Annotated in this window: 17 protein-coding genes, 7 pseudogenes and 1 riboswitch; of the genes and pseudogenes, 14 read left to right on the top strand and 10 right to left on the bottom strand. The window is 63.5% G+C overall.

Annotated elements, in window-relative coordinates:
- Positions 1 to 32 precede the first annotated feature (32 nt).
- Positions 33 to 287 (bottom strand): DUF1344 domain-containing protein, encoded by a 255-nt coding sequence (locus tag ACFSQT_RS38340; RefSeq protein ID WP_379016917.1) that lies wholly within the window; start codon positions 285 to 287, stop codon positions 33 to 35.
- A 282-nt stretch (positions 288 to 569) separates the two neighbouring features.
- On the opposite strand from ACFSQT_RS38340, the gene aroC reads away from it, so the two are divergent.
- Entirely contained in the window at positions 570 to 1,685 is a 1,116-nt protein-coding gene (gene aroC / locus ACFSQT_RS38335) for a chorismate synthase (RefSeq protein ID WP_379016916.1), read from the top strand.
- Positions 1,686 to 1,768: 83 nt separating this feature from the next.
- Positions 1,769 to 2,869: a 3,4-dihydroxy-2-butanone-4-phosphate synthase gene (ribB, locus tag ACFSQT_RS38330; RefSeq protein WP_379016915.1), complete on the top strand. Its 1,101-nt coding sequence runs from the start codon at positions 1,769 to 1,771 to the stop codon at positions 2,867 to 2,869.
- 53 nt (positions 2,870 to 2,922) lie between these two features.
- On the opposite strand, the gene ACFSQT_RS38325 is transcribed toward ribB, so the two are convergent.
- Positions 2,923 to 3,366 carry a hypothetical protein gene (locus tag ACFSQT_RS38325; protein ID WP_379027181.1) on the bottom strand — a complete coding sequence of 148 codons (444 nt, stop codon included), beginning with the start codon at positions 3,364 to 3,366 and terminating at the stop codon, positions 2,923 to 2,925.
- The gene (locus tag ACFSQT_RS38320) at positions 3,333 to 3,863 is read right to left on the bottom strand and encodes a hypothetical protein (RefSeq protein WP_379027180.1); all 531 of its coding nucleotides are present in this window, start codon (positions 3,861 to 3,863) and stop codon (positions 3,333 to 3,335) included. The genes ACFSQT_RS38325 and ACFSQT_RS38320 overlap by 34 nt, the downstream gene beginning before the upstream one ends.
- 398 nt (positions 3,864 to 4,261) lie before the next feature.
- On the opposite strand from ACFSQT_RS38320, the pseudogene ACFSQT_RS38315 reads away from it, so the two are divergent.
- Positions 4,262 to 4,881: pseudogene (locus tag ACFSQT_RS38315) on the top strand (TetR family transcriptional regulator).
- A 93-nt stretch (positions 4,882 to 4,974) separates the two neighbouring features.
- A pseudogene (locus ACFSQT_RS38310) lies at positions 4,975 to 5,957 on the top strand (hypothetical protein).
- Positions 5,958 to 6,043: 86 nt separating this feature from the next.
- Here ACFSQT_RS38310 and bluB read toward each other — a convergent pair.
- Positions 6,044 to 6,729, bottom strand: a pseudogene (bluB, locus tag ACFSQT_RS38305) (5,6-dimethylbenzimidazole synthase); the annotation flags it as partial.
- A gap of 20 nt (positions 6,730 to 6,749) precedes the next feature.
- Positions 6,750 to 6,928, bottom strand: a riboswitch (cobalamin riboswitch).
- Positions 6,929 to 7,049: 121 nt separating this feature from the next.
- Between bluB and ACFSQT_RS38300 the strand changes: the two are divergent.
- From ACFSQT_RS38300 to ACFSQT_RS38275, 6 genes and pseudogenes are all read left to right on the top strand, one after another.
- Positions 7,050 to 7,977 (top strand): annotated as a pseudogene (locus ACFSQT_RS38300) (histone deacetylase family protein).
- A gap of 3 nt (positions 7,978 to 7,980) precedes the next feature.
- Complete coding sequence (locus ACFSQT_RS38295; RefSeq protein WP_013532792.1) at positions 7,981 to 8,232, top strand: exodeoxyribonuclease VII small subunit; 252 nt, start codon at positions 7,981 to 7,983, stop codon at positions 8,230 to 8,232.
- Positions 8,233 to 8,343: 111 nt separating this feature from the next.
- Positions 8,344 to 8,610, top strand: coding sequence for a DUF2277 domain-containing protein (locus ACFSQT_RS38290; protein ID WP_379016910.1), 267 nt, complete (start codon positions 8,344 to 8,346; stop codon positions 8,608 to 8,610).
- Positions 8,611 to 8,650: 40 nt separating this feature from the next.
- Complete coding sequence (locus tag ACFSQT_RS38285) at positions 8,651 to 9,571, top strand: pirin family protein (RefSeq protein ID WP_379016908.1); 921 nt, start codon at positions 8,651 to 8,653, stop codon at positions 9,569 to 9,571.
- Between the two features lie 126 nt (positions 9,572 to 9,697).
- Positions 9,698 to 11,611 (top strand): 1-deoxy-D-xylulose-5-phosphate synthase, encoded by a 1,914-nt coding sequence (gene dxs / locus ACFSQT_RS38280; RefSeq protein WP_379016906.1) that lies wholly within the window; start codon positions 9,698 to 9,700, stop codon positions 11,609 to 11,611.
- 147 nt (positions 11,612 to 11,758) lie between these two features.
- Positions 11,759 to 12,052, top strand: a complete 294-nt coding sequence (locus tag ACFSQT_RS38275; protein WP_379016904.1) for a hypothetical protein — start codon at positions 11,759 to 11,761, stop codon at positions 12,050 to 12,052.
- A gap of 75 nt (positions 12,053 to 12,127) precedes the next feature.
- Here ACFSQT_RS38275 and ACFSQT_RS38270 read toward each other — a convergent pair whose 3' ends face one another.
- Complete coding sequence (locus tag ACFSQT_RS38270; RefSeq protein ID WP_379016903.1) at positions 12,128 to 12,529, bottom strand: GFA family protein; 402 nt, start codon at positions 12,527 to 12,529, stop codon at positions 12,128 to 12,130.
- Between the two features lie 167 nt (positions 12,530 to 12,696).
- Between ACFSQT_RS38270 and ACFSQT_RS38265 the strand changes: the two genes are divergently transcribed.
- Both ACFSQT_RS38265 and ACFSQT_RS38260 read left to right on the top strand, forming a co-directional pair.
- A complete protein-coding gene (locus tag ACFSQT_RS38265) occupies positions 12,697 to 13,461 on the top strand; it encodes a TlyA family RNA methyltransferase (protein WP_379016932.1) in 765 nt (254 codons plus the stop codon).
- Positions 13,458 to 14,694, top strand: a pseudogene (locus ACFSQT_RS38260) (class I SAM-dependent RNA methyltransferase). Before ACFSQT_RS38265 ends, ACFSQT_RS38260 begins: the two are co-directional and overlap by 4 nt.
- Before the next feature lie 12 nt (positions 14,695 to 14,706).
- On the opposite strand, the gene ACFSQT_RS38255 reads toward ACFSQT_RS38260, so the two are convergent.
- From ACFSQT_RS38255 to ACFSQT_RS38240, 4 genes are all read right to left on the bottom strand, one after another.
- The gene (locus ACFSQT_RS38255) at positions 14,707 to 14,898 is read right to left on the bottom strand and encodes a transglutaminase-like cysteine peptidase (RefSeq protein WP_379016900.1); all 192 of its coding nucleotides are present in this window, start codon (positions 14,896 to 14,898) and stop codon (positions 14,707 to 14,709) included.
- A 34-nt stretch (positions 14,899 to 14,932) separates the two neighbouring features.
- Positions 14,933 to 15,073, bottom strand: coding sequence for a hypothetical protein (locus ACFSQT_RS38250; protein WP_379016898.1), 141 nt, complete (start codon positions 15,071 to 15,073; stop codon positions 14,933 to 14,935).
- A gap of 60 nt (positions 15,074 to 15,133) precedes the next feature.
- Positions 15,134 to 15,676 carry a metallopeptidase TldD-related protein gene (locus ACFSQT_RS38245; protein ID WP_379027179.1) on the bottom strand — a complete coding sequence of 181 codons (543 nt, stop codon included), beginning with the start codon at positions 15,674 to 15,676 and terminating at the stop codon, positions 15,134 to 15,136.
- Positions 15,677 to 17,210: 1,534 nt separating this feature from the next.
- Complete coding sequence (locus ACFSQT_RS38240; RefSeq protein ID WP_379027178.1) at positions 17,211 to 17,366, bottom strand: hypothetical protein; 156 nt, start codon at positions 17,364 to 17,366, stop codon at positions 17,211 to 17,213.
- A 182-nt stretch (positions 17,367 to 17,548) separates the two neighbouring features.
- On the opposite strand from ACFSQT_RS38240, the pseudogene ACFSQT_RS38235 reads away from it, so the two are divergent.
- Positions 17,549 to 17,803 (top strand): annotated as a pseudogene (locus ACFSQT_RS38235) (hypothetical protein); the annotation flags it as partial.
- A gap of 62 nt (positions 17,804 to 17,865) precedes the next feature.
- Positions 17,866 to 18,024 (top strand): annotated as a pseudogene (locus ACFSQT_RS38230) (hypothetical protein); the annotation flags it as partial.
- 20 nt (positions 18,025 to 18,044) lie between these two features.
- Here ACFSQT_RS38230 and ACFSQT_RS38225 read toward each other — a convergent pair.
- The coding region (locus ACFSQT_RS38225) for a hypothetical protein (protein WP_379027187.1) at positions 18,045 to 18,246 on the bottom strand (202 nt) is incomplete at its 5' end.

Here is an 18,246-nt window from a genome sequence, read left to right as displayed (position 1 = left end):
TCGGACTCTGGCTGTGCGGAGCTGGAAAGCTCTTATTCGGTGTCCGGCAATTCCATGTCGGTGACGATGTTCTCGCCATTGGTCTCATCGTAGGCGAGGACGACATCCATGCCCGGCTTCAGCGCGTCGAGATCTGTCTCGGCATTCAGCTTGTAGGACTTGCCGTCATCCAGCGTCAGCGTCGCCGTGTCCTTGTCGATCTTCTTGATCAGGCCTTCGGTCTGGCCGGCGAAAGCGGCGGTGGAAAGCAGCAGCGTGGCGGCGACGGCGCCAATCAGGGTACGCATAATCGTTCCTCTTTTGTCATTGCACCGGCATGGCGGCGGCAGGCGATGGCTGACTGATGGAAGAGAGCAGAAACCAACCGAATGTGTCAAAACTAAATCCGCCAGATCACAGTTTGACCCCTGTGAAAAACGCCAATAGAAGGCAGACTGCAGCGCCGCGCGTCAACTTGGAGCGCAAGAGACGCTGTGGCACTTTTTGATTTGCGCATGATCCTTTCCGAAAATCGCTTCGATTTTCGGGTCATGCGCTAAGCCGGCTCCGACGCCGGGCAGGGTCATTTTATGTCTCACAACACGTTCGGCCACCTTTTCCGCGTCACCACCTGGGGCGAAAGCCACGGCGCCGCACTCGGCTGCGTGGTCGACGGCTGTCCGCCCGGCATCCGCTTTACCCTCCGGGACATCCAGGCCGATCTCGACAAGCGCCGGCCGGGCCAGTCACGCTTCGTCACCCAGCGCCGCGAACCCGACGAGGTGAAGGTGCTGTCGGGCTTCGTGCTCGATGAGGACGGCGAGACGATGATCACCACCGGCACGCCGGTGTCGATGATGATCGAAAATGTCGACCAGCGCTCGAAGGACTATGGCGAAATCGCCCGCCAGTACCGGCCGGGCCATGCCGATTACACCTACGACGTCAAATACGGCATACGCGACTATCGCGGCGGTGGCCGCTCCTCGGCCCGCGAGACGGCGGCAAGAGTCGCGGCCGGAGCGTTGGCACGCAAGGTGGTGCCGGGCATGGTGGTGCGCGGCGCCCTGGTCTCGATGGGCGAAAAGTCCATCGACCGCGCCAACTGGAACTGGAATTTTGTTGGCGACGCGGAAAATCCGTTCTTCACGCCCGATCCGGCTTCCGTTCCCGTCTTCACGCAGTATCTCGACGGCATCCGCAAGGCGGGATCGTCGATCGGCGCGGTGATCGAGATCGTCGCCGACGGCGTTCCGGCAGGCCTCGGCGCGCCGATCTACGCCAAGCTCGACCAGGACATTGCCTCCGGCCTGATGTCGATCAATGCCGTCAAGGGCGTCGAGATCGGCAATGGTTTTGAGGCTGCCCGCATCACCGGCGAACAGAATGCCGACGAGATGCGCATGGGCAATGACGGCAGGCCGGTGTTCCTGTCCAACAATGCCGGCGGCATCCTCGGCGGCATCTCGACCGGCCAGGCGATCGTCGCCCGTTTCGCCGTCAAGCCGACCTCGTCGATCCTGACGCCGCGCAAGTCGATCGACAAGGACGGCCACGACGTCGAGATCATGACCAAGGGCCGTCACGATCCATGCGTCGGCATCCGCGCCGTGCCGATCGGCGAGGCGATGGTTGCCTGCGCCATTGCCGATCACTATCTGCGTCATCGGGGACAGACAGGGCAGGGAATAGGCAGTAGGCATTAGGGCTTACAGATACCGCCATTTTTTGCTTTTCCCTACTCCCTTACTGTCCTATTCCCTACTCCCTGCGAGCGAAGCGAGCTTTTATGCCTTACGACCAGAAGAAAATCGTCGAAGCCCTGCGCGCTTTCGAACGCGGCGAGATCGTCGTCGTCATGGACGATGACGGGCGCGAGAACGAGGGCGACCTGATCGTCGCCGCCGTCCATTGCACGCCGGAGAAGATGGCGTTCATCATCCGTCACACCTCCGGCATCGTCTGCACGCCGATGCCGCGCGAGGAGGCCAAGCGGCTCAACCTGTCGCCGATGGTCGCCGACAATGATTCCGCCCACACCACCGCTTTCACCGTCAGCGTCGATTTCAAGCACGGCACGACGACAGGCATTTCGGCCGAGGACCGCACGCTGACCGTGCGCAATCTCGCCAACGGCAATGTCGGCGGCTCGGATTTCGTCCGTCCCGGCCACATCTTTCCGCTGATCGCGCGCGAGGGCGGCGTGCTGATGCGTTCGGGCCATACCGAAGCCGCGGTTGACCTGTGCAAGCTCGCCGGCCTGGCGCCGGTCGGCGTCATTTCGGAACTGGTCAATGACGACGGCACCGTCAAGCGCGGCCCGCAGGTTTCGGCCTTTGCCGAGGAGCATGGTCTCAAACAGGTTTCGGTCGCCGACCTCATCGCCTACCGGCAACGCAAGGAAACGCTGGTCGAGCGCGTGGCTTGCTCCGAAATCGACACGCTTGGCGGCAAGGCGCAGGTCTTCACCTACACGCTGCCGTGGGACTCCATGCATCACGTCGCCATTGTCTTCGGCGACATCCGCGACGGCGAGGAGGTGCCGGTGCGCCTGCATTCCGAGGATGTGGTGACCGACGTGTTCGGCACCAGCCACCGGCTCGACGCCATCATGAAGGCAATGGGCGAGCGCAGGCGTGGTGTCATCGTCTATCTGCGCGAAGGCTCCGTCGGCGTTGCCCACCAGGAACGCAAGCGGCCGGCTTCGACCGACCGCGAGGATCACGAAGAGGCGCGCCGCCGCGAAAACGAATGGCGCGAAATCGGCCTCGGCGCGCAGATCCTGAAAGATCTCGGCATTTCCTCGATCAACCTGATCGCTTCACGCGAGCGCCACTATGTCGGTCTCGAGGGTTTTGGCATCCACATCGCCAAGACCGAGATTCTCTGACGAGGGTAAGTGCCGCGAAGCGCCTGGCCCGTTCGAACCAGGCGCTTCGGGGTTCATTCCGCGGGAACGGCGGCCGCTTCGCACCCGTCCAGGTCGCACTCAGGCGTGGCAAGGCTGCGCTGGCCAAGCAGGACCGTGGCCAGTGCGATTGTGCCTGAAGCCACCGACACCCAGAACCCGTTCTGCGCGCCGAACGCGTCGACCACCGAGCCGGCCGCGAACGAGCCAGCGCCATGCCGATGCCGATCCCGGGTAGTCACCCAGGTGATGCCCTCGGTCAGCATCGCTTCCGGCACATGCCGCTCGATCAGGCCGAATGCCGTGATGAAGGTCGGCGAGATCGCCACGCCGCTGAGGAAGACGGTCAAGGCCAGCAGAGGCACCGTGCCGGCGGAGAGCGGCAGCAATGTGCTGAGCGCGATGATGGCGATCGCGATAGCCAGCTGGCGTTGCAGCGGTGCGTTCAGATTGAGCGCGCCGACGATGATGCCGAGCACGAACGATCCCAGCGCGTAGACGCCGATGACGAGGCTCGCGGCGCGGGTTGGCCAAGCTCCTTGGTGATCGCCACGGTGCTCACTTCCGTCGTCGCGAAGGTCGCGCCGATGAAGATCAGGGCGAAGGTGATGATCTGCACCGGCCGCAGGCGAATTGCCGAGCCGCGCGAACCATGTTCCACCGGTCGCACTTGCGGCTCGGTCGAACGCTGCAGGATGAACGCCGTCGAGCCGAAGGCGAGGAACACTGTGCTTGCCAGCATTCCCGCTTCCGGGAACAGGGCGGCACTCAGGCCGACCGACAGCGATGCGCCGGCAATGTAGACCAGCTCGTCCGCCGCCGACTCGAAGGCGAATGCGGTATTCATCTCCGGCCGCCCGCGAAAAATCTCGGTCCAGCGTGCGCGCACCATTGGCCGGATGCTGGGCATCGCCGCGGCCAGCAGCGCCGACACGAACAGCGTCCATACCGGCCAGTCCTGATTGGCCCGCCGCAATCAGGACCGCGAAAGCGAGACACGGAGATGATGGTGGTCGGCACCACGATCCGTGTCTGGCCAAGGCGGTCGACCAGCCTCGATATTTGCGGTGCCACGAAAGCATTGCCCAGCGCGAATGTCGCGGAGACCGCGCCGGCCAGCCAGTATTCGCTACGCTTCTGCGACAGCATTGCCACGATACCGATCGGCGCCATCGCGATCGGCAGGCGGGCCATGAAGCCCGCAGCTGCAAAGCCCTTGCGCCGGGGCGCGAAGATTTCGAATAGGGATTTGCATGTCCGGTTCTCGACAAAGGCAGGTTCGACAATACATTACGAAGCGTATGATTGTTAAATAGATCATACGTCGCGTATGTCAATTGGCATACGAGGCGTATGTTAATAAGGCCAGAAGCCATGCACAAACCTCGCAAGGAGATGATGCCGAGACGCGCGGCAAGCTGATCGCGGCGGCCCCGCCATCGCCTTCGGCACGATCGGCTATGCCGAAGCCTCGATGGATGATTTCACCGCGTCGCCGGGCTGACGCGCGGCGCGCTCTATCATCATTTTCGGCGACAAGAAGGACTGCTGCAGGCGGTCATCGGCCGAAATCGACGGCGAGATGGCTGCTGCGGGTGACCGAGGTCGCGTCGAGAGCGCCGACCCGCTGGCAGTATTTCGTCGACGAATGCACGACCTATATCGAGATGGCGTTGGAGCCGGAAATCCAGCGCATCATGTTCCGGGATGGCCCGGCCATGCTGGGCGATCGGCACAATGGCCGAATGCCAATGCGTTGCATCGCTTCAATGACCGGTCATCTGACGGCGCTGCAGGAGGAGGGAATGTGGTCGTCTCCAGCCTCGACCCCGAGACGGCCTCGCGGCTGATCAACGGCGCGAGCAGTCAGGCGGCGCGCAACGGATCGCCAATTCGAATGACCCCGAAGCGACGCGCGTCGAGGAAGGTGGATGACGGCGTTCAAGCAGCTGCTTGAGGGTCTGCTCAAAAAGCCGGATCCGCAGCCGAACTGAAGTCCCCACCGGCGACCTGGAGCCACTGCCCGCGATTGACAATAGCGGTTGTGAGCGCATCCTTTCCGCCATCTCTTAGGGGAGATTCGGGGCATGTGGGATTTCGATATCGGCAGGTCGGTGTCCATCATGATGCGACCTGGCCTTTCATGTCTTTCGCATGATCGTCTATTTCGGCATCACGCTGGCCTATATCGTGGCGACCGGGACGGGCGCCTCGGTTGGCTACGGCGTCGGTCATATCTCCACCGATCCCGACGGGCCGCTGTCCTTGCCTTGTGGGGCGGCGTGGTCGGCTTCGGCGTCGTCTCGATCGCCGTCTACTGGATCCGCGAATACATCCTTTACGTCGTCAAGGCGGCCATATCGCCGTCATGGTCCATCTGATCGACGGCCGCGACATTCCCGACGGCCAGAACCAGATGCCTACGCCAGGGACATCGTGGACCCAGCGTTTGCCGAGGCCAACATCCTTTTCGTTTCGTCGACCAACTGGTCAAGGGCGCCATCCGCGCCATTACCGGCCTGATCGGCGGCATCGCCGCCTTCCTGCCGATACCGGGCCTGAGCGGCCTGGTTCAGCTCATCAACACGGTGATCCGCCTGTCGCTGACCTATGTCGACGAGATCATCCTCGGCTACAACATCCGCATCAATTCAGCCTCGCCGTTCGCAGACGGCCCGGCAAGGCGTCGTGCTCTATGCCCAGAACGGCAAGACCATGGTCAAGAATGCCGTCTGGCTGGCGGGTCATCATGTGGGGCGTGTCCTTCGTCATCTTCCTGTTGATGCTGGCTCCGGCCGGCGCCATTCTTTTCCTCATGCCCGGCCAGCTCGCCGGCTGGGCCTTCGTGCTCGCCATCGTCTTCGCCTGGGCCTTCAAGGCAGCCTTCATCGAACCCTTCGCCATCGCCTGCCTGATGCAGGTCTATTTCGGGACCATCGAGGGCCAGGTGCCCGATCCCGCCTGGGACGCCCGGCTGGCCGAGGCGTCGTCGAAGTTCAGGGAACTCAAGGACAAGGCGCTGGCCTCCTTCGGCGGCTCGCGCTGGGGCACGGCCGGCGCGACAGGCTGACCAGCCGCGGTCGCCGGTGCGGCATCGGCGCCGTTGAGGCGCGCCACGGTCGATTTGAGCGGCGCTTCGCCTTGCCCGGAAAAGGTCTCGCTCATGATCAGCTCCGGCAGCGGCAAGCGGCGTCCCCAGCCGTGTGCTTCGAGATCCGGTTTCGGCGCGAACTCTGAGACGCGGCCGACGCAGAGATAGGCGACCGGCGTCACATGCTCGGGAATTGACAGCAGGCTTTTCAACGCCTGCGCCTCGATGATGCTGACCCAGCCGACACCGACGCCTTCGGCGCGCGCCGCCAGCCAGAAATTCTGCACCGCGCAGACCGTGCTGTAGAGGTCCATCTCCGGATTGTGCCAACGTCCCAGCGGCGAACCCTTCGAGCGCTGGCGGTCGCAAGTGATGCAGATGTTGAGCGCGCTTTCGCAGATGCCTTCAAGCTTGAGTTTGCGGTAGAGCGCCTGCCGCTCCTCTCCGATGGCCGGCAATTCCTGCTCGCGCGCCGCCAGGAACAGGTCGCGCACTTTTTCCCGTCGTCGGCGTCGCGAATGACAATGAAGTTCCATGGCTGCATGAAGCCGACCGATGGTGCGTGATGAGCCGCAAGCAGCAGCCGCGCCAGCACGTCGTCGTCAAGCGCGGTGGGCAGGAAATGGCTGCGGACATCGCGGCGCGTGAACACGGCGCGATAGACCGCATCGCGCGCACTCTGGTCAAACCGTCGCCAATAGAGGCGGTCATGTGTTCGGGCATCGCGTGTCCCCTTGCGATTGCAATCCATTTCATCCGCCTGACCATGCGGATGACGATGCCTGCCAGGCCGGTCTTCTGGCTCGGGATCAACCCGCGTCCGGTGCCTTCCCGTCATCGACAGTGGCATTTACCGGCGCGGTCCCCCTCACAGCGTTGGGCACGCCACGGAATTCAACCGTGTTCCCGATTCTCCCGCTTGCGCGGGCACCAGGCAGTGGCGGCGACCTTACGCCGAAGTGCTGAGGACGCCAATGCCCGCAGCGACACCAAAGGACGCAGGCGTGATTTTCCCCAGTCATTGCGTCGGCGCGCATGGCCATTGCGCCCATAGATGCCTAGATTAGGACAATGGTCACTCGTCTCTACACCCATCCGATCTTCCTCGAACACATCACGCCGCCCGGCCATCCCGAGCGGCCCGACCGCTTGCGCGCCATTGAACGCGTGCTTGACGACGAGGCTTTTGCCGCGCTCGATCGGGTCGAGGCGCCGGAGGGCGACGACGCCACCATCCTCTACGCGCATCCCGCCGATTTCGTCGCCCGCGTGCCGCGCCGCCATTCCCGACACCGGTATCGCCCGCATCGACGCCGACACCACCGCCAGCCCGAAGAGCTGGCAGGCGGCGATAACCGCGATCGGCGCCGCCAACGCCGCCGTGGATGACGTTTTCACAGGCCGCGCCGACAATGTCTTCGTCGCCGCGCGGCCGCCCGGCCATCATGCCGAAAAGACCACGGCGATGGGCTTCTGCCTCTTCAACACGGCGGCGATCGCGGCGCGCTATGCGCAGAACAAACATGGCGTCGAGCGCGTTGCCGTCGTCGACTGGGACGTGCATCACGGCAACGGCACGCAAGATATTTTCTGGGACGATCCGTCGGTGCTCTATTGCTCGACGCACCAGATGCCGCTCTACCCCGGCACCGGGGCAAAGAACGAGACCGGTGCCGGCAACATCGTCAACGCACCTTTGGCGCCACAGACCGGCAGCGAGGTTTTTCGCGATGCTTTCCTGTCGCGTGTGCTGCCGGCGCTCGACAATTTCGCCCCCGACCTGATCATCATTTCGGCCGGTTTCGATGCGCATCACCGCGATCCGCTGGCCGAGATCAACCTGACCGAGGATGATTTCGACTGGGCGACCGGCCAGCTGATGCAGCGCGCCACGCGCCACAGCGGCAACCGGCTCGTCAGCCTGCTCGAGGGTGGCTACGATCTGCAGGGACTGGCATTTTCGGTCGCCGCCCATGTCGGGCGACTGATGAAAGGATGAATGATGGCTGGTGAGACCAACGAAGACGTCAAGGCGATGAGCTTCGAACAGGCACTCGACGCGCTGGAGAAGATCGTCGATGATCTGGAGCGCGGTGACGTGCCGCTCGACCAGTCGATCAGGATCTATGAGCGCGGCGAGGCGCTGAAAGCACACTGCGACCGGCTGCTGAAGGCCGCCGAGGACAAGGTCGAGAAGATCAGGCTGTCGCGCGATGGCAAGCCGGTTGGAACAGAGCCGCTCGACGCGGACTGAGGCGCGATCCGCACGATGGTCTCGACTCACCGGCTTTTGGACATGATCATGGTCGAGGATAGCAGCCGTCCCGATTGAAACGGCTTCAGGACAAGAGAAGGTTCGGAAACGATGTGCAGAAACATCAAGACCCTGTTCAATTTTGATCCGCCGGCAACCAATGACGAGGTGCGCGACGCCGCACTTCAGTTTGTCCGCAAATTGAGCGGAACGACGCGGCCTTCAAGGCAGAACCAGCACGCCTTCGATCATGCGGTCGAAGCCATCGCGGCATCGGCGCGTGAGCTTCTCGATTCCCTCGAAACCCATCAGCATCCTCGCAATCGCGAAGAGGTGGCGGCCAAACTGCGGGCGAAGGCGGCGATCCGCTTTGCCTGATGCGGCCGAAGCGGTCCTCGACCGCTGACAAGGAGAGTCCATGAGCTTCTTTCCCGGGAAAGACCCTGAAGTCGGCGACGCCTTTGCCAGCGACCAGATCGAGCTGATGGTCATCCCGAACGCCAAGGACATTGGCGGTTTCCAGGTGCGCCGCGCTCTGCCGACCGCCAAAAGGCGGCTGGTCGGGCCTTTCATCTTCTTCGACCGCATGGGCCCGGCGATCCTGCGCGCGGGCCAGGCGCTCGATGTGCGTCCGCATCCGCATATCGGTCTGTCGACGGTCACCTATCTGTTCGACGGCAAGATCCGGCATCGCGATTCGCTCGGCACCGAAATGGTCATCCAGCCCGGTGACGTGAACCTGATGACCGCCGGTCGCGGCATCGTCCACTCCGAGCGCACGCCGGAGGAACTGCGCGGCGCGCCGATGTCGGTCTCCGGCCTGCAGACATGGCTGGCATTGCCGGACGGCAAGGAAGAAGTGGCTCCGGTGTTCGAGAACACGGCTGCTCTGCGGCTCCCCGAGATCGACGCCGAAGGCGTCAGCGGCCGCGTCGTCATCGGTGATTTCCAGGGACTGCGGTCGCCGGTGAGGGCCGACTCCGAGACGCTGTATGCCGATATGCGTCTGGCACCCGGTGCAAGTGTGAAAATCCCGGCCGATGCGGAAGAGCGCGCCATCTACACGCTCGAAGGCGAGGTCTCGATTTCAGGCGACGTTTTCCCTGCTGAACGCTTGTTGGTGTTCCGGCCCGGTGACGAGATCGTCGTATCGTCGGAAACCGGCGCGCATTTCATGCTGTTCGGCGGTGCCTCGCTCGGCTCCAAGCGCTACATCTGGTGGAATTTCGTCTCGTCCTCCAAGGAGCGCATCGAACAGGCCAAGGAAGAATGGAAGACGGGCCGCTTCGATATCGTTCCTGGCGATGAGGAAGAATTCATCCCGCTGCCGGAAAGCTGATGCAAGTCGCCCAAAAGTGGCCCGGTTTTGGGGCCTAAAGCCTGATCCGCGTCACTGACACGCATTTACTTTCGCCGGCCGCCGGCCTATCCCGCCCATGAACAGAAAGCCTGAGCAGGCCTACCCGTGAATTCAACGCCGCATACGCCGCTTCTCGACAAGGTCCGCATCCCGGCCGACCTGCGCACGCTTGCCGAGAGCGAATTGCCGCAACTGGCATCCGAGCTTCGTGCCGAGCTGATCGACGCCGTGTCACACACCGGCGGCCATCTTGGCGCCGGCCTTGGCGTGGTCGAGCTGACGGTGGCGCTGCACTATGTCTTCAACACCCCGGATGACCGGCTGATCTGGGATGTCGGCCACCAGGCCTATCCGCACAAGATCCTGACCGGCCGCCGCGACCGCATCCGCACATTGCGCCAGGAGGGCGGCCTGTCCGGCTTCACCCGTCGCGCCGAGAGCGAGTACGATCCCTTCGGCGCCGCCCACTCCTCGACATCGATATCGGCGGGCCTCGGTATGGCCGCTGCTCGCGACCTCTCCGGCGGCCGCAACAATGTCATCGCCGTGATCGGCGACGGCGCCATGTCGGCCGGCATGGCCTACGAGGCGATGAACAATGCCGGCGCGCTCGATGCCCGGCTGATCGTCATCCTCAACGACAACGACATGTCGATCGCGCCGCCGACCGGTGCGATGAGCGCCTATCTGGCGCGACTGGCCTCGGGCAAGACCTATGTCGGCCTGCGCGACTTCGGCAAGAAACTGACCTCCTATCTCGGCAAGCGCGCCGACCGTGCGATCACCCGGGCGGTCGAGCATGCGCGCGGCTACGTCACCGGCGGCACGCTGTTCGAGGAGCTCGGCTTCTATCATATCGGCCCGATCGACGGTCACAATCTGGAGCATTTGATCCCGGTCCTGAAAAATGTCCGCGACAATGGCGAAGGCCCGGTTCTGATCCATGTCGTCACCCAGAAGGGCAAGGGCTATGCGCCGGCGGAAGCCGCCGCCGACAAATATCATGGCGTCAACAAGTTCGACGTCATCACCGGCGCGCAGGCCAAGGCGCCGGCCAATGCGCCGGCCTACACCAAGGTGTTCGCCGAAAGCTTGGTCCAGGAAGGCCGTGAGGACGACCGCATCGTCGCCGTCACCGCCGCCATGCCTAGCGGCACCGGCCTTGACCTGTTCGGCGAAGCGTTTCCGTCGCGGACCTTCGATGTCGGCATCGCAGAACAGCACGCGGTGACCTTCGCCGCCGGCCTCGCCACCGAAGGTTACAAGCCGTTCGCCGCGATTTATTCGACCTTCCTGCAGCGCGCCTACGACCAGGTCGTCCACGACGTCGCGATCCAGAAATTGCCGGTGCGTTTTCCGATCGACCGCGCCGGCTTCGTCGGCGCCGATGGCGCCACCCATTGCGGCGCCTTCGACACCACTTTCCTGGCGACCTTGCCTGGGTTCGTCGTCATGGCCGCGGCTGACGAGGCGGAGCTGCGCCACATGGTGCGCACCGCGGCAAGCTATGATGACGGCCCGATCGCCTTCCGCTATCCGCGTGGCAATGGCGTTGGTGTCGACATGCCGGAGCGCGGCGCGGTCCTCGAAATCGGCAAGGGCCGCATCGTCAGGGAAGGCACCAAGGTAGCACTGCTGTCCTTCGGCACGCGGCTGCAGGATTGCCTGATCGCCGCCGAGGAGCTTGGCGCGGCCGGGCTTTCCACCACGGTTGCCGATGCCCGTTTCGCCAAGCCGCTCGACGAGGATCTTATCCGCCGGCTGGCCCGCTCGCACGAGGTCCTGGTGACGGTAGAGGAGGGCGCCGTCGGCGGCTTCGCCAGCCACGTGCTGCAGTTCCTCGCCCATGAGGGCTTGCTGGAAAGCGGCCTGAAGGTGCGCCCGCTGGTGCTGCCCGACGCGTTCACCGACCACGCCAAGCCGGAAAAGATGTATGCCGATGCCGGGCTGGATGCCGCCGGCATCGTGCGCACGGTATTTGTCGCCCTCGGCCATACAGCCCGCGCCCAGCGCGCCTGAATCAAAGTCTCAGGGGCTTCAATCAGTTTGCCGGCTTGACGTCTTAACGCATTGTTAACGCTGCCGTTTGGCGCTTTGCTTACCGTGTCTCTTGGCCGTTTTTCAACGGCGCCCTGCTAGATCGGTGATCAGGCAGGGAGACAAACAATGAGAACGCTTCTGTGCGGCGTGGCGCTTTCAGCGGTCATCGTCGCGCCGGCCGTCGCCGAAACGCGCTATGATCGCAGCCTTGAAAAGGCGGCCATGGGCATCATCGCCGGCAAGATGGGCGATATCCGCGGCGGCTTTTCCTACAAGCAGGTGCCGCAACTGGTCGTCCTGCCGGATCCTGTTCCGGCGCCTGCGGTTGCGACCGAGCATCCACGTGAGCAAGCTTCGGGAGATCGCGATGACGGTTTGGCTCCAGCCGTCGATCGCCAGGTTTCGCGTACCATTTTCTAGTGCATGTCGCCCAAAAGTGCGCAGTGGTTTTGGGACAACGACATGCACAAGACAGAGACTTAAAGCGCGTCGCGATTAAAACCACATGTCGCGCACACAGCGGCCGTCGCGCGGCAAGTCGTCGTAGGTGTCCAGGCCATCGAAATGGTCGATCGGCAAGTCGGCGACGGCATCCGGCGGTGCAAGCCTTACATTGACGGCGATTCGTGTGCGGCCAGAGGCATCGGAGCTCAAGCCGCGCCAGGCGAGCAGGCAAGCGCATGTAGGACAGAACAGAATCTCGAGCGAGGGCGTATCTTTTCCAGCGCGGGTATAGCGCTTCACTGGTCCCGCAACGCGGATGCGTTCGTCGACATAGTCATAAGCCCAGAGCACGCCATAGCGACGGCAAAGCGTGCAGCTGCAGGCGGTGATCGGCCCGGGATCGCCCTCCAGGGTCCAGTGGGCTGCACCACAGTGGCAGGTTCCTGTTAGCATCCGGCCCTCGCATTCGGATAAACGGCGCCCCTCCTCAACATTGTGCCGGGTTGATGCGATACCCGCAAGCGGTGCGGCGGCTTGGTGTGTTCGCTCGCTTTTCGACGATGTTCCTGGTCCCGCCCCAATATCCTTGCCTTCGCGACGCGCTTTCGCCATGAAGGCCGATGAACTCGCCTCTGCCTGCCAACACACGCCAGCGGCTCGACGACCTGCTCGTCCAGCGCGGACTGTTTGCGAGCCGCTCGCGTGCCCGCGACGCGGTCGAACGTGGCACGGTGAAGGTTGACGGCGTCCTTGCCCGCAAACCCGGCCAGAACGTTTCGCCGCAGTGCCTGATTGCCATCGATGATCCGGCGCAAGGTTATGTGTCGCGCGCGGCGCTCAAGCTGATTGGCGGGCTCGACCATTTCGGCCTCGATCCCGCCGGCCGTGAAGCACTCGACATCGGCGCCTCGACCGGCGGCTTCACCCAGGTCCTGCTCGAGCGCGGCGCGGCCCATGTTACCGCCATCGATGTCGGGCATGGCCAGATGCATCCTGATGTCGGCCGAGACCCGCGTGTGACTGTCATCGAGGGCCTGAACGCTCGCGATCTCACGGTCGCCGATCTTGGCGGCCGGATCCCGGATTTCATCGTTTCCGACGTCAGCTTCATTTCGCTGAAACTGGCGCTGCCGCCGGCGCTTGCCATTGCGAAGGCTGGCGCCGGCGCCATGTTTCTGGTCAAGCCGCAATTCGAGGCGGGCCGCGAAGCGATCGGCAAGGGCGGCCTGTTGAAGGATCCCTACGATGCCGCCCGTGTCGCCGGCGTGCTGCAGGATTGGCTGGACACCGTTCCAGGCTGGCGCTCGCTCGGACTTCATCTGTCGCCGATCGAAGGCGGCGACGGCAACCGTGAATTCCTGCTCGGTGGGATCAAGGATCGATGAGCGCGCGCTTCAGCATCAGGAAACTTGGCGCCCAGGGCGACGGCATCGCCGAGACCGAGAACGGCGACCTGTTCATCCCTTTCACATTGCCCGGCGAGGTCGTCACCGCCGCGCGCGAAAGGGATCGCGCCGCACTGATGGCGGTGCTGGAAGCTTCGCCGCTGCGCATCGATCCGGCCTGCCGCCATTTCACCGAATGCGGCGGTTGTGCGCTCCAGCATTTCGAAGCCGAAGCCTATCGCCAATGGAAAACGCGAAAAGGTGGTGCACGCCTTGAAGGGCATCGATTGCGACATCGGCGAACTGGTCGCCTGCGCACCGCACACGCGCCGCCGTGTCGTGCTCGCCGCCCGGCGCACCGATACAGGCATGCTGCTTGGGTTCAATCGTCATCTGTCGCCGGAAATCATCTCGATATCGGAATGCCCGATCTCGCTGCCCGAGATCGTCAGCGCGTTCGATCGGCTGAAGGGGCTCGCCGAACTGGTTTGCGCCACCACCAAATCGTTCCGGCTGACGGTCACCGTGACCGGTTCGGGCCTTGATGTCGCGGTTCACGAATCCGGCAAGCTCGGCGAACACCAGCGCCGCATCGCCGCCAATTTCGTCATTGCGCAAGGTTTCGCCAGACTGTCCATCGATGACGAGATCATCATCGAGCCAAGGAAGCCTGTGGTCATGTTCGGCGGCGTCGCTGTCGCCGTGCCGCCGGGCGCTTTTCTACAGGCGACCGAGGCCGCCGAACAGGCGATGGCCGATATCGTCGGCGGGCATCTGAAGCGTGCCAAGAAGGTCGCCGATCTTTTCGCCGGCTGCGGCAGCTTTGCCTTGCGGCTGGCGGTGAAGTCGGAAGTCCATGCGGTCGAAGGCGACGCGGCCGCACTTTCGGCGCTCGACCGGGGCTCACGCTTCGCCACCGGCCTGAAGCGGGTGACGGGCGAACGCCGCGACCTGTTCCGCCGGCCGCTGACGTTCAAGGAATTGAATGGCTTCGACGGCCTGGTGTTCGACCCGCCACGCGCCGGCGCCGAGGACCAGTCGAAGCAGCTCGCGCGCTCGGATGTTCCGTGGGTGGCCGCCGTGTCCTGCAACCCGGTCACGCTAGCCCGCGATCTGCGCATTCTGCTCGACGGCGGCTACATCCTGAAAAGCGTGACGCCGATCGACCAGTTCCTGTGGTCGCCGCATGTCGAGGCGGTGGCGTTGCTGGAGAAGCCGAAACGGCGGCGGTAGCCGTAGCTCCTGCTAGCTTGGCGACAGTCGTTTCGACGTGCCGCCCCGTTGGTTGATCGACACCCATGTGTTTGGGTTCTGCTGGGACGGGCGTTTGAGGAAGTAATAGTCCGTCGCATTCCAAGGTCTGATCTCATTGACCAGATTGTCCAGGACAAGATCGCCCTTGTCGGTTTTCACCGTCAGGATGGTATGGCCTTTCATTGTCCAGGTCGCGCTTTCCTAATGTGGATTGTGTTCACTTCAAGGTGCCGACAGGCTTCAGCTGGAAAACGCCGGCTTTGGCCCAGGCCCGGTCGAGGTCACGGAACGTCGCGACGCCCGACGCCGCCGAAATGCCGGCGCTGGTGAGGATGACAAGGTTGGAACTGGTATGCATTACCTCGGCGGCGGCTGAAGGGACGCTTTCGCGACCACAACAACCGGCGCGGCCGATCAATCAAACCCTGGTGCCACCCACCGTCATCTGGTTCATGCGCAAATGCGGTTGGCCGACGCCGACCGGCACGCCCTGTCCGGCCTTGCCGCACATGCCGATGCCGGTGTCGAGCTTCATGTCGTTGCCGACCATTGAAACGCGGTGCATGGCGTCAGGTCCGTTGCCGATCAGCATCGCGCCCTTGATCGGTTGCGTCACCTTGCCGTTCTCGATCATGTAGGCCTCGGTGCAGCCGAACACGAATTTGCCCGAGGTGATATCGACCTGGCCGCCGCCGAAGGACACGGCATAGATGCCGTTCTTGACCGAGGCGATGATTTCCTCCGGCTCCATGTCGCCCGCCGTCATGAAGGTATTGGTCATGCGCGCATCGGCTGGTGCGCATAGCCTTCGCGCCGGCCGTTGCCGGTGGCCTTCATGCCCATCAGCCGGGCGTTCTGGCGATCCTGCTGTAGCCGACCAGTTTGCCATCCCGATCAGCACGTTGCGGGCGGAAGGCGTGCCTTCGTCATCGACGGTGAGCGAGCCGCGTCGCTCCGGCATGGTGCCGTCGTCGCGACGGTTACCCCCTTGGCGGCGACCTGCTGGCCAGCAGCCGGCGAAGGCCGGGTCTTCTTGCGGTTGAAATCTGCCTTCCAGTCCATGGCCTGACGGCTTCGTGCAGCATGACGCCCGGCCAGCCGCTGGACAGCACGATATCGAAGGTGCCGCAGGCGCCGGTATCGCCTCGAGATTGCGCCACGCGCTTGCCTGAGCGCCTCCTTGGCGGCGTGCTGCCAGCTCAAGCAGCATCCCGATCCACTCAGGCATAAGCACATTGACCGGTTCAGCGACTCATCGGACGCCTCTGGTCTACGGGGATGATCCCGAATGACAAGAGTGGCGTCTGGACCTGCAACGCATCTCGGTCTGGTTCGACCGCGTCTTCGGCGCGCACATTGCCCTACACAAAGGATCTCCAACTGTCAATGACCGTGCAACGCGGATCTGGCTCGCGCGCCTGACGCTGCAGGCAAAGTCTGGTAGCGCGCGCGAGCGGCCTTACGTCTCAGCGGCGACGGTGCAGCGCTACACGAAGCTAGCCTTCTCAGCGACTGACGCGTGACGATAAGCTCATATCGGCGAGACGGAACTTTGCTCCTGACCCAGGCGGCGCCACGGTCGCGCTGAAAAGTAGTCCGTGCGACCGCCGGCTTGAAGTGTCCGCGTTCGACACGGCCAGGTCGACGGCCGCGAGGTCTCGACAGGCCGAAGGCGTACCACGGCGGCTCACTCGCATCCACCGGCGACGGATGAAGTGCGCGACAAGGCCGCAAACCGTGCTCAGGGGACGAAGTCCGCCCACTGGTGACGGAAACAGCCGGACACCGCGAATTCCACGCCCGCTGCGGTGCGGCCGGGAATCGCTCGACGAGATCCTCAGCAATTTCGTCATGCCCGGCATTCCGAGCCAGCGATCCTGCGTCGCTCCGTGCCAATTGTCTCCAGCATTTCATACGTAACTCTGTCCCTGACCTTGAGGGTGGCGAGCAAACTCAGACACTCTCGCCAGGCCGCTGATGGAGTATGAGATAGAGCGTCCATCGCGACTCTGCTTGGTCGCATGCAGGAAGGGATCGAAGACTTTCTGACGACCCGCATGACACGGTGCATCTGCTGCACGTCCTGGCTATGTCTACGGTGTCACGGCAGCAAGGCGGGCGCGGCGAATATACCTGCGTATCGCGCACACAGCTCTCGCCGGAACGCCGAGCGTCCTCGGTGCCATTGCTCATCTGCTCATCACTCGATGGCGAGGCGGAAAAGGCCTCTTGCCACGATTGCCAGCTGGAGACGTTGGACGCCTGGATCACCCGGCGCTTGCATTGTCTGAGAGCGCGCGCCTTGCTCGTGGCCGGGCGCAAGATACCGGCTGGCGGTGCCTTGCTGAGCTTCTGTCGCACGAGGTGTTGAATGACATATCGAGAGCGACTTCTGCATTCCTGGCCGACTTTTGTGTCACGCCGCAGCGATCTGTCATTGCCCGCCTGTTGTCTCTCGTCGCCGTGTGATGATGCTCATTCGCATGCCGACATCCTCAGTCGATCATTCTCATCACCGCGAATATCGCCATCAGCGTGCTGATGCCTGCTGGCTTCGTTTTACGTTTCTCATCCGCTCCGTTCTCGTCGCTGCCGTACGGATCATCCTCATCGCCACCTTGTTCCGGCTGGCCATCTACGATCACGACCACGCGACTGATCCTGCTCCAGGCGGCGACGCGGGCGACATCATTACCGCCTTTGCCACTGTTGTCGTCGGCGCAGTATTGCGGTGGGCCTGGTCATCTCCTGATCATCACGTCGCTCAGTTCATCGCTACGGTTGCGCGGGTGCCGAACGCGTCGCCGAGGTCGCCGCGCGCTCACGCTCAGATGCGCTGCCGGGCAAGCAGATGAGTATCGATGCCGAGCTGCGCAACGGCGACATCGATCCATGCGGAGGCGCGCCGTCCTGCGCCAGCAGCTGGAGCGTGAAAGCCAGTTGTCGCCGCGATGGACGGCGCATGAAGTTCGTCACGGCGACGTCTCGCCGGAATGGTGATCATTCTGGTCAACCTTGTCGTGTTTCGCGTCGAACGCTGCAGCACGATATGTCCCTGGGGACGCGGCTGCCACCTACTCGCTGCTGACCGTGGTGACGGGCTAGGTGGCGCAGATACCGGCACTGCTCGTCGCCGTGGCTGCGGTACAGATGGTGACGCGCGTCGGCAGCGCTCGACGGAACGGAGACCTTGGACAGCAGATAACCAGTCAGCGTGCTGCGGACGCCCGAGCGCTGGCGCTTGCTGCGTGTGATCATGTCGCCTTGCATGGTGTCCGGCGTCCCCGCCATCGTGTTCCTCATACCTTGGCGCTGCTTCGAGCGGGCGCCTACGCAATCATCGCCGCTACGGCCCGGAATCCGACCCAAGACATCTGGCGATCGCGACGCCCGAACCAGGAATTCACCTCGCTTTCAGCATCCCCACCGGACACACTGCTCCTTCCTATCGCGTCGTCGTAACGCTTCGGATCGAGCTCGGACGCTCGATCCGCGAGCCCGAATTCGCCGCGCTCGCCGACGACGTGCGCC

Source organism: Mesorhizobium calcicola (assembly GCF_042682105.1).
GTDB classification, from domain to species: Bacteria; Pseudomonadota; Alphaproteobacteria; order Rhizobiales; family Rhizobiaceae; genus Mesorhizobium; species Mesorhizobium calcicola.
Note: the sequence above shows the minus strand (reverse complement) of the source record. Positions and strands in the feature narration are given on the sequence as shown.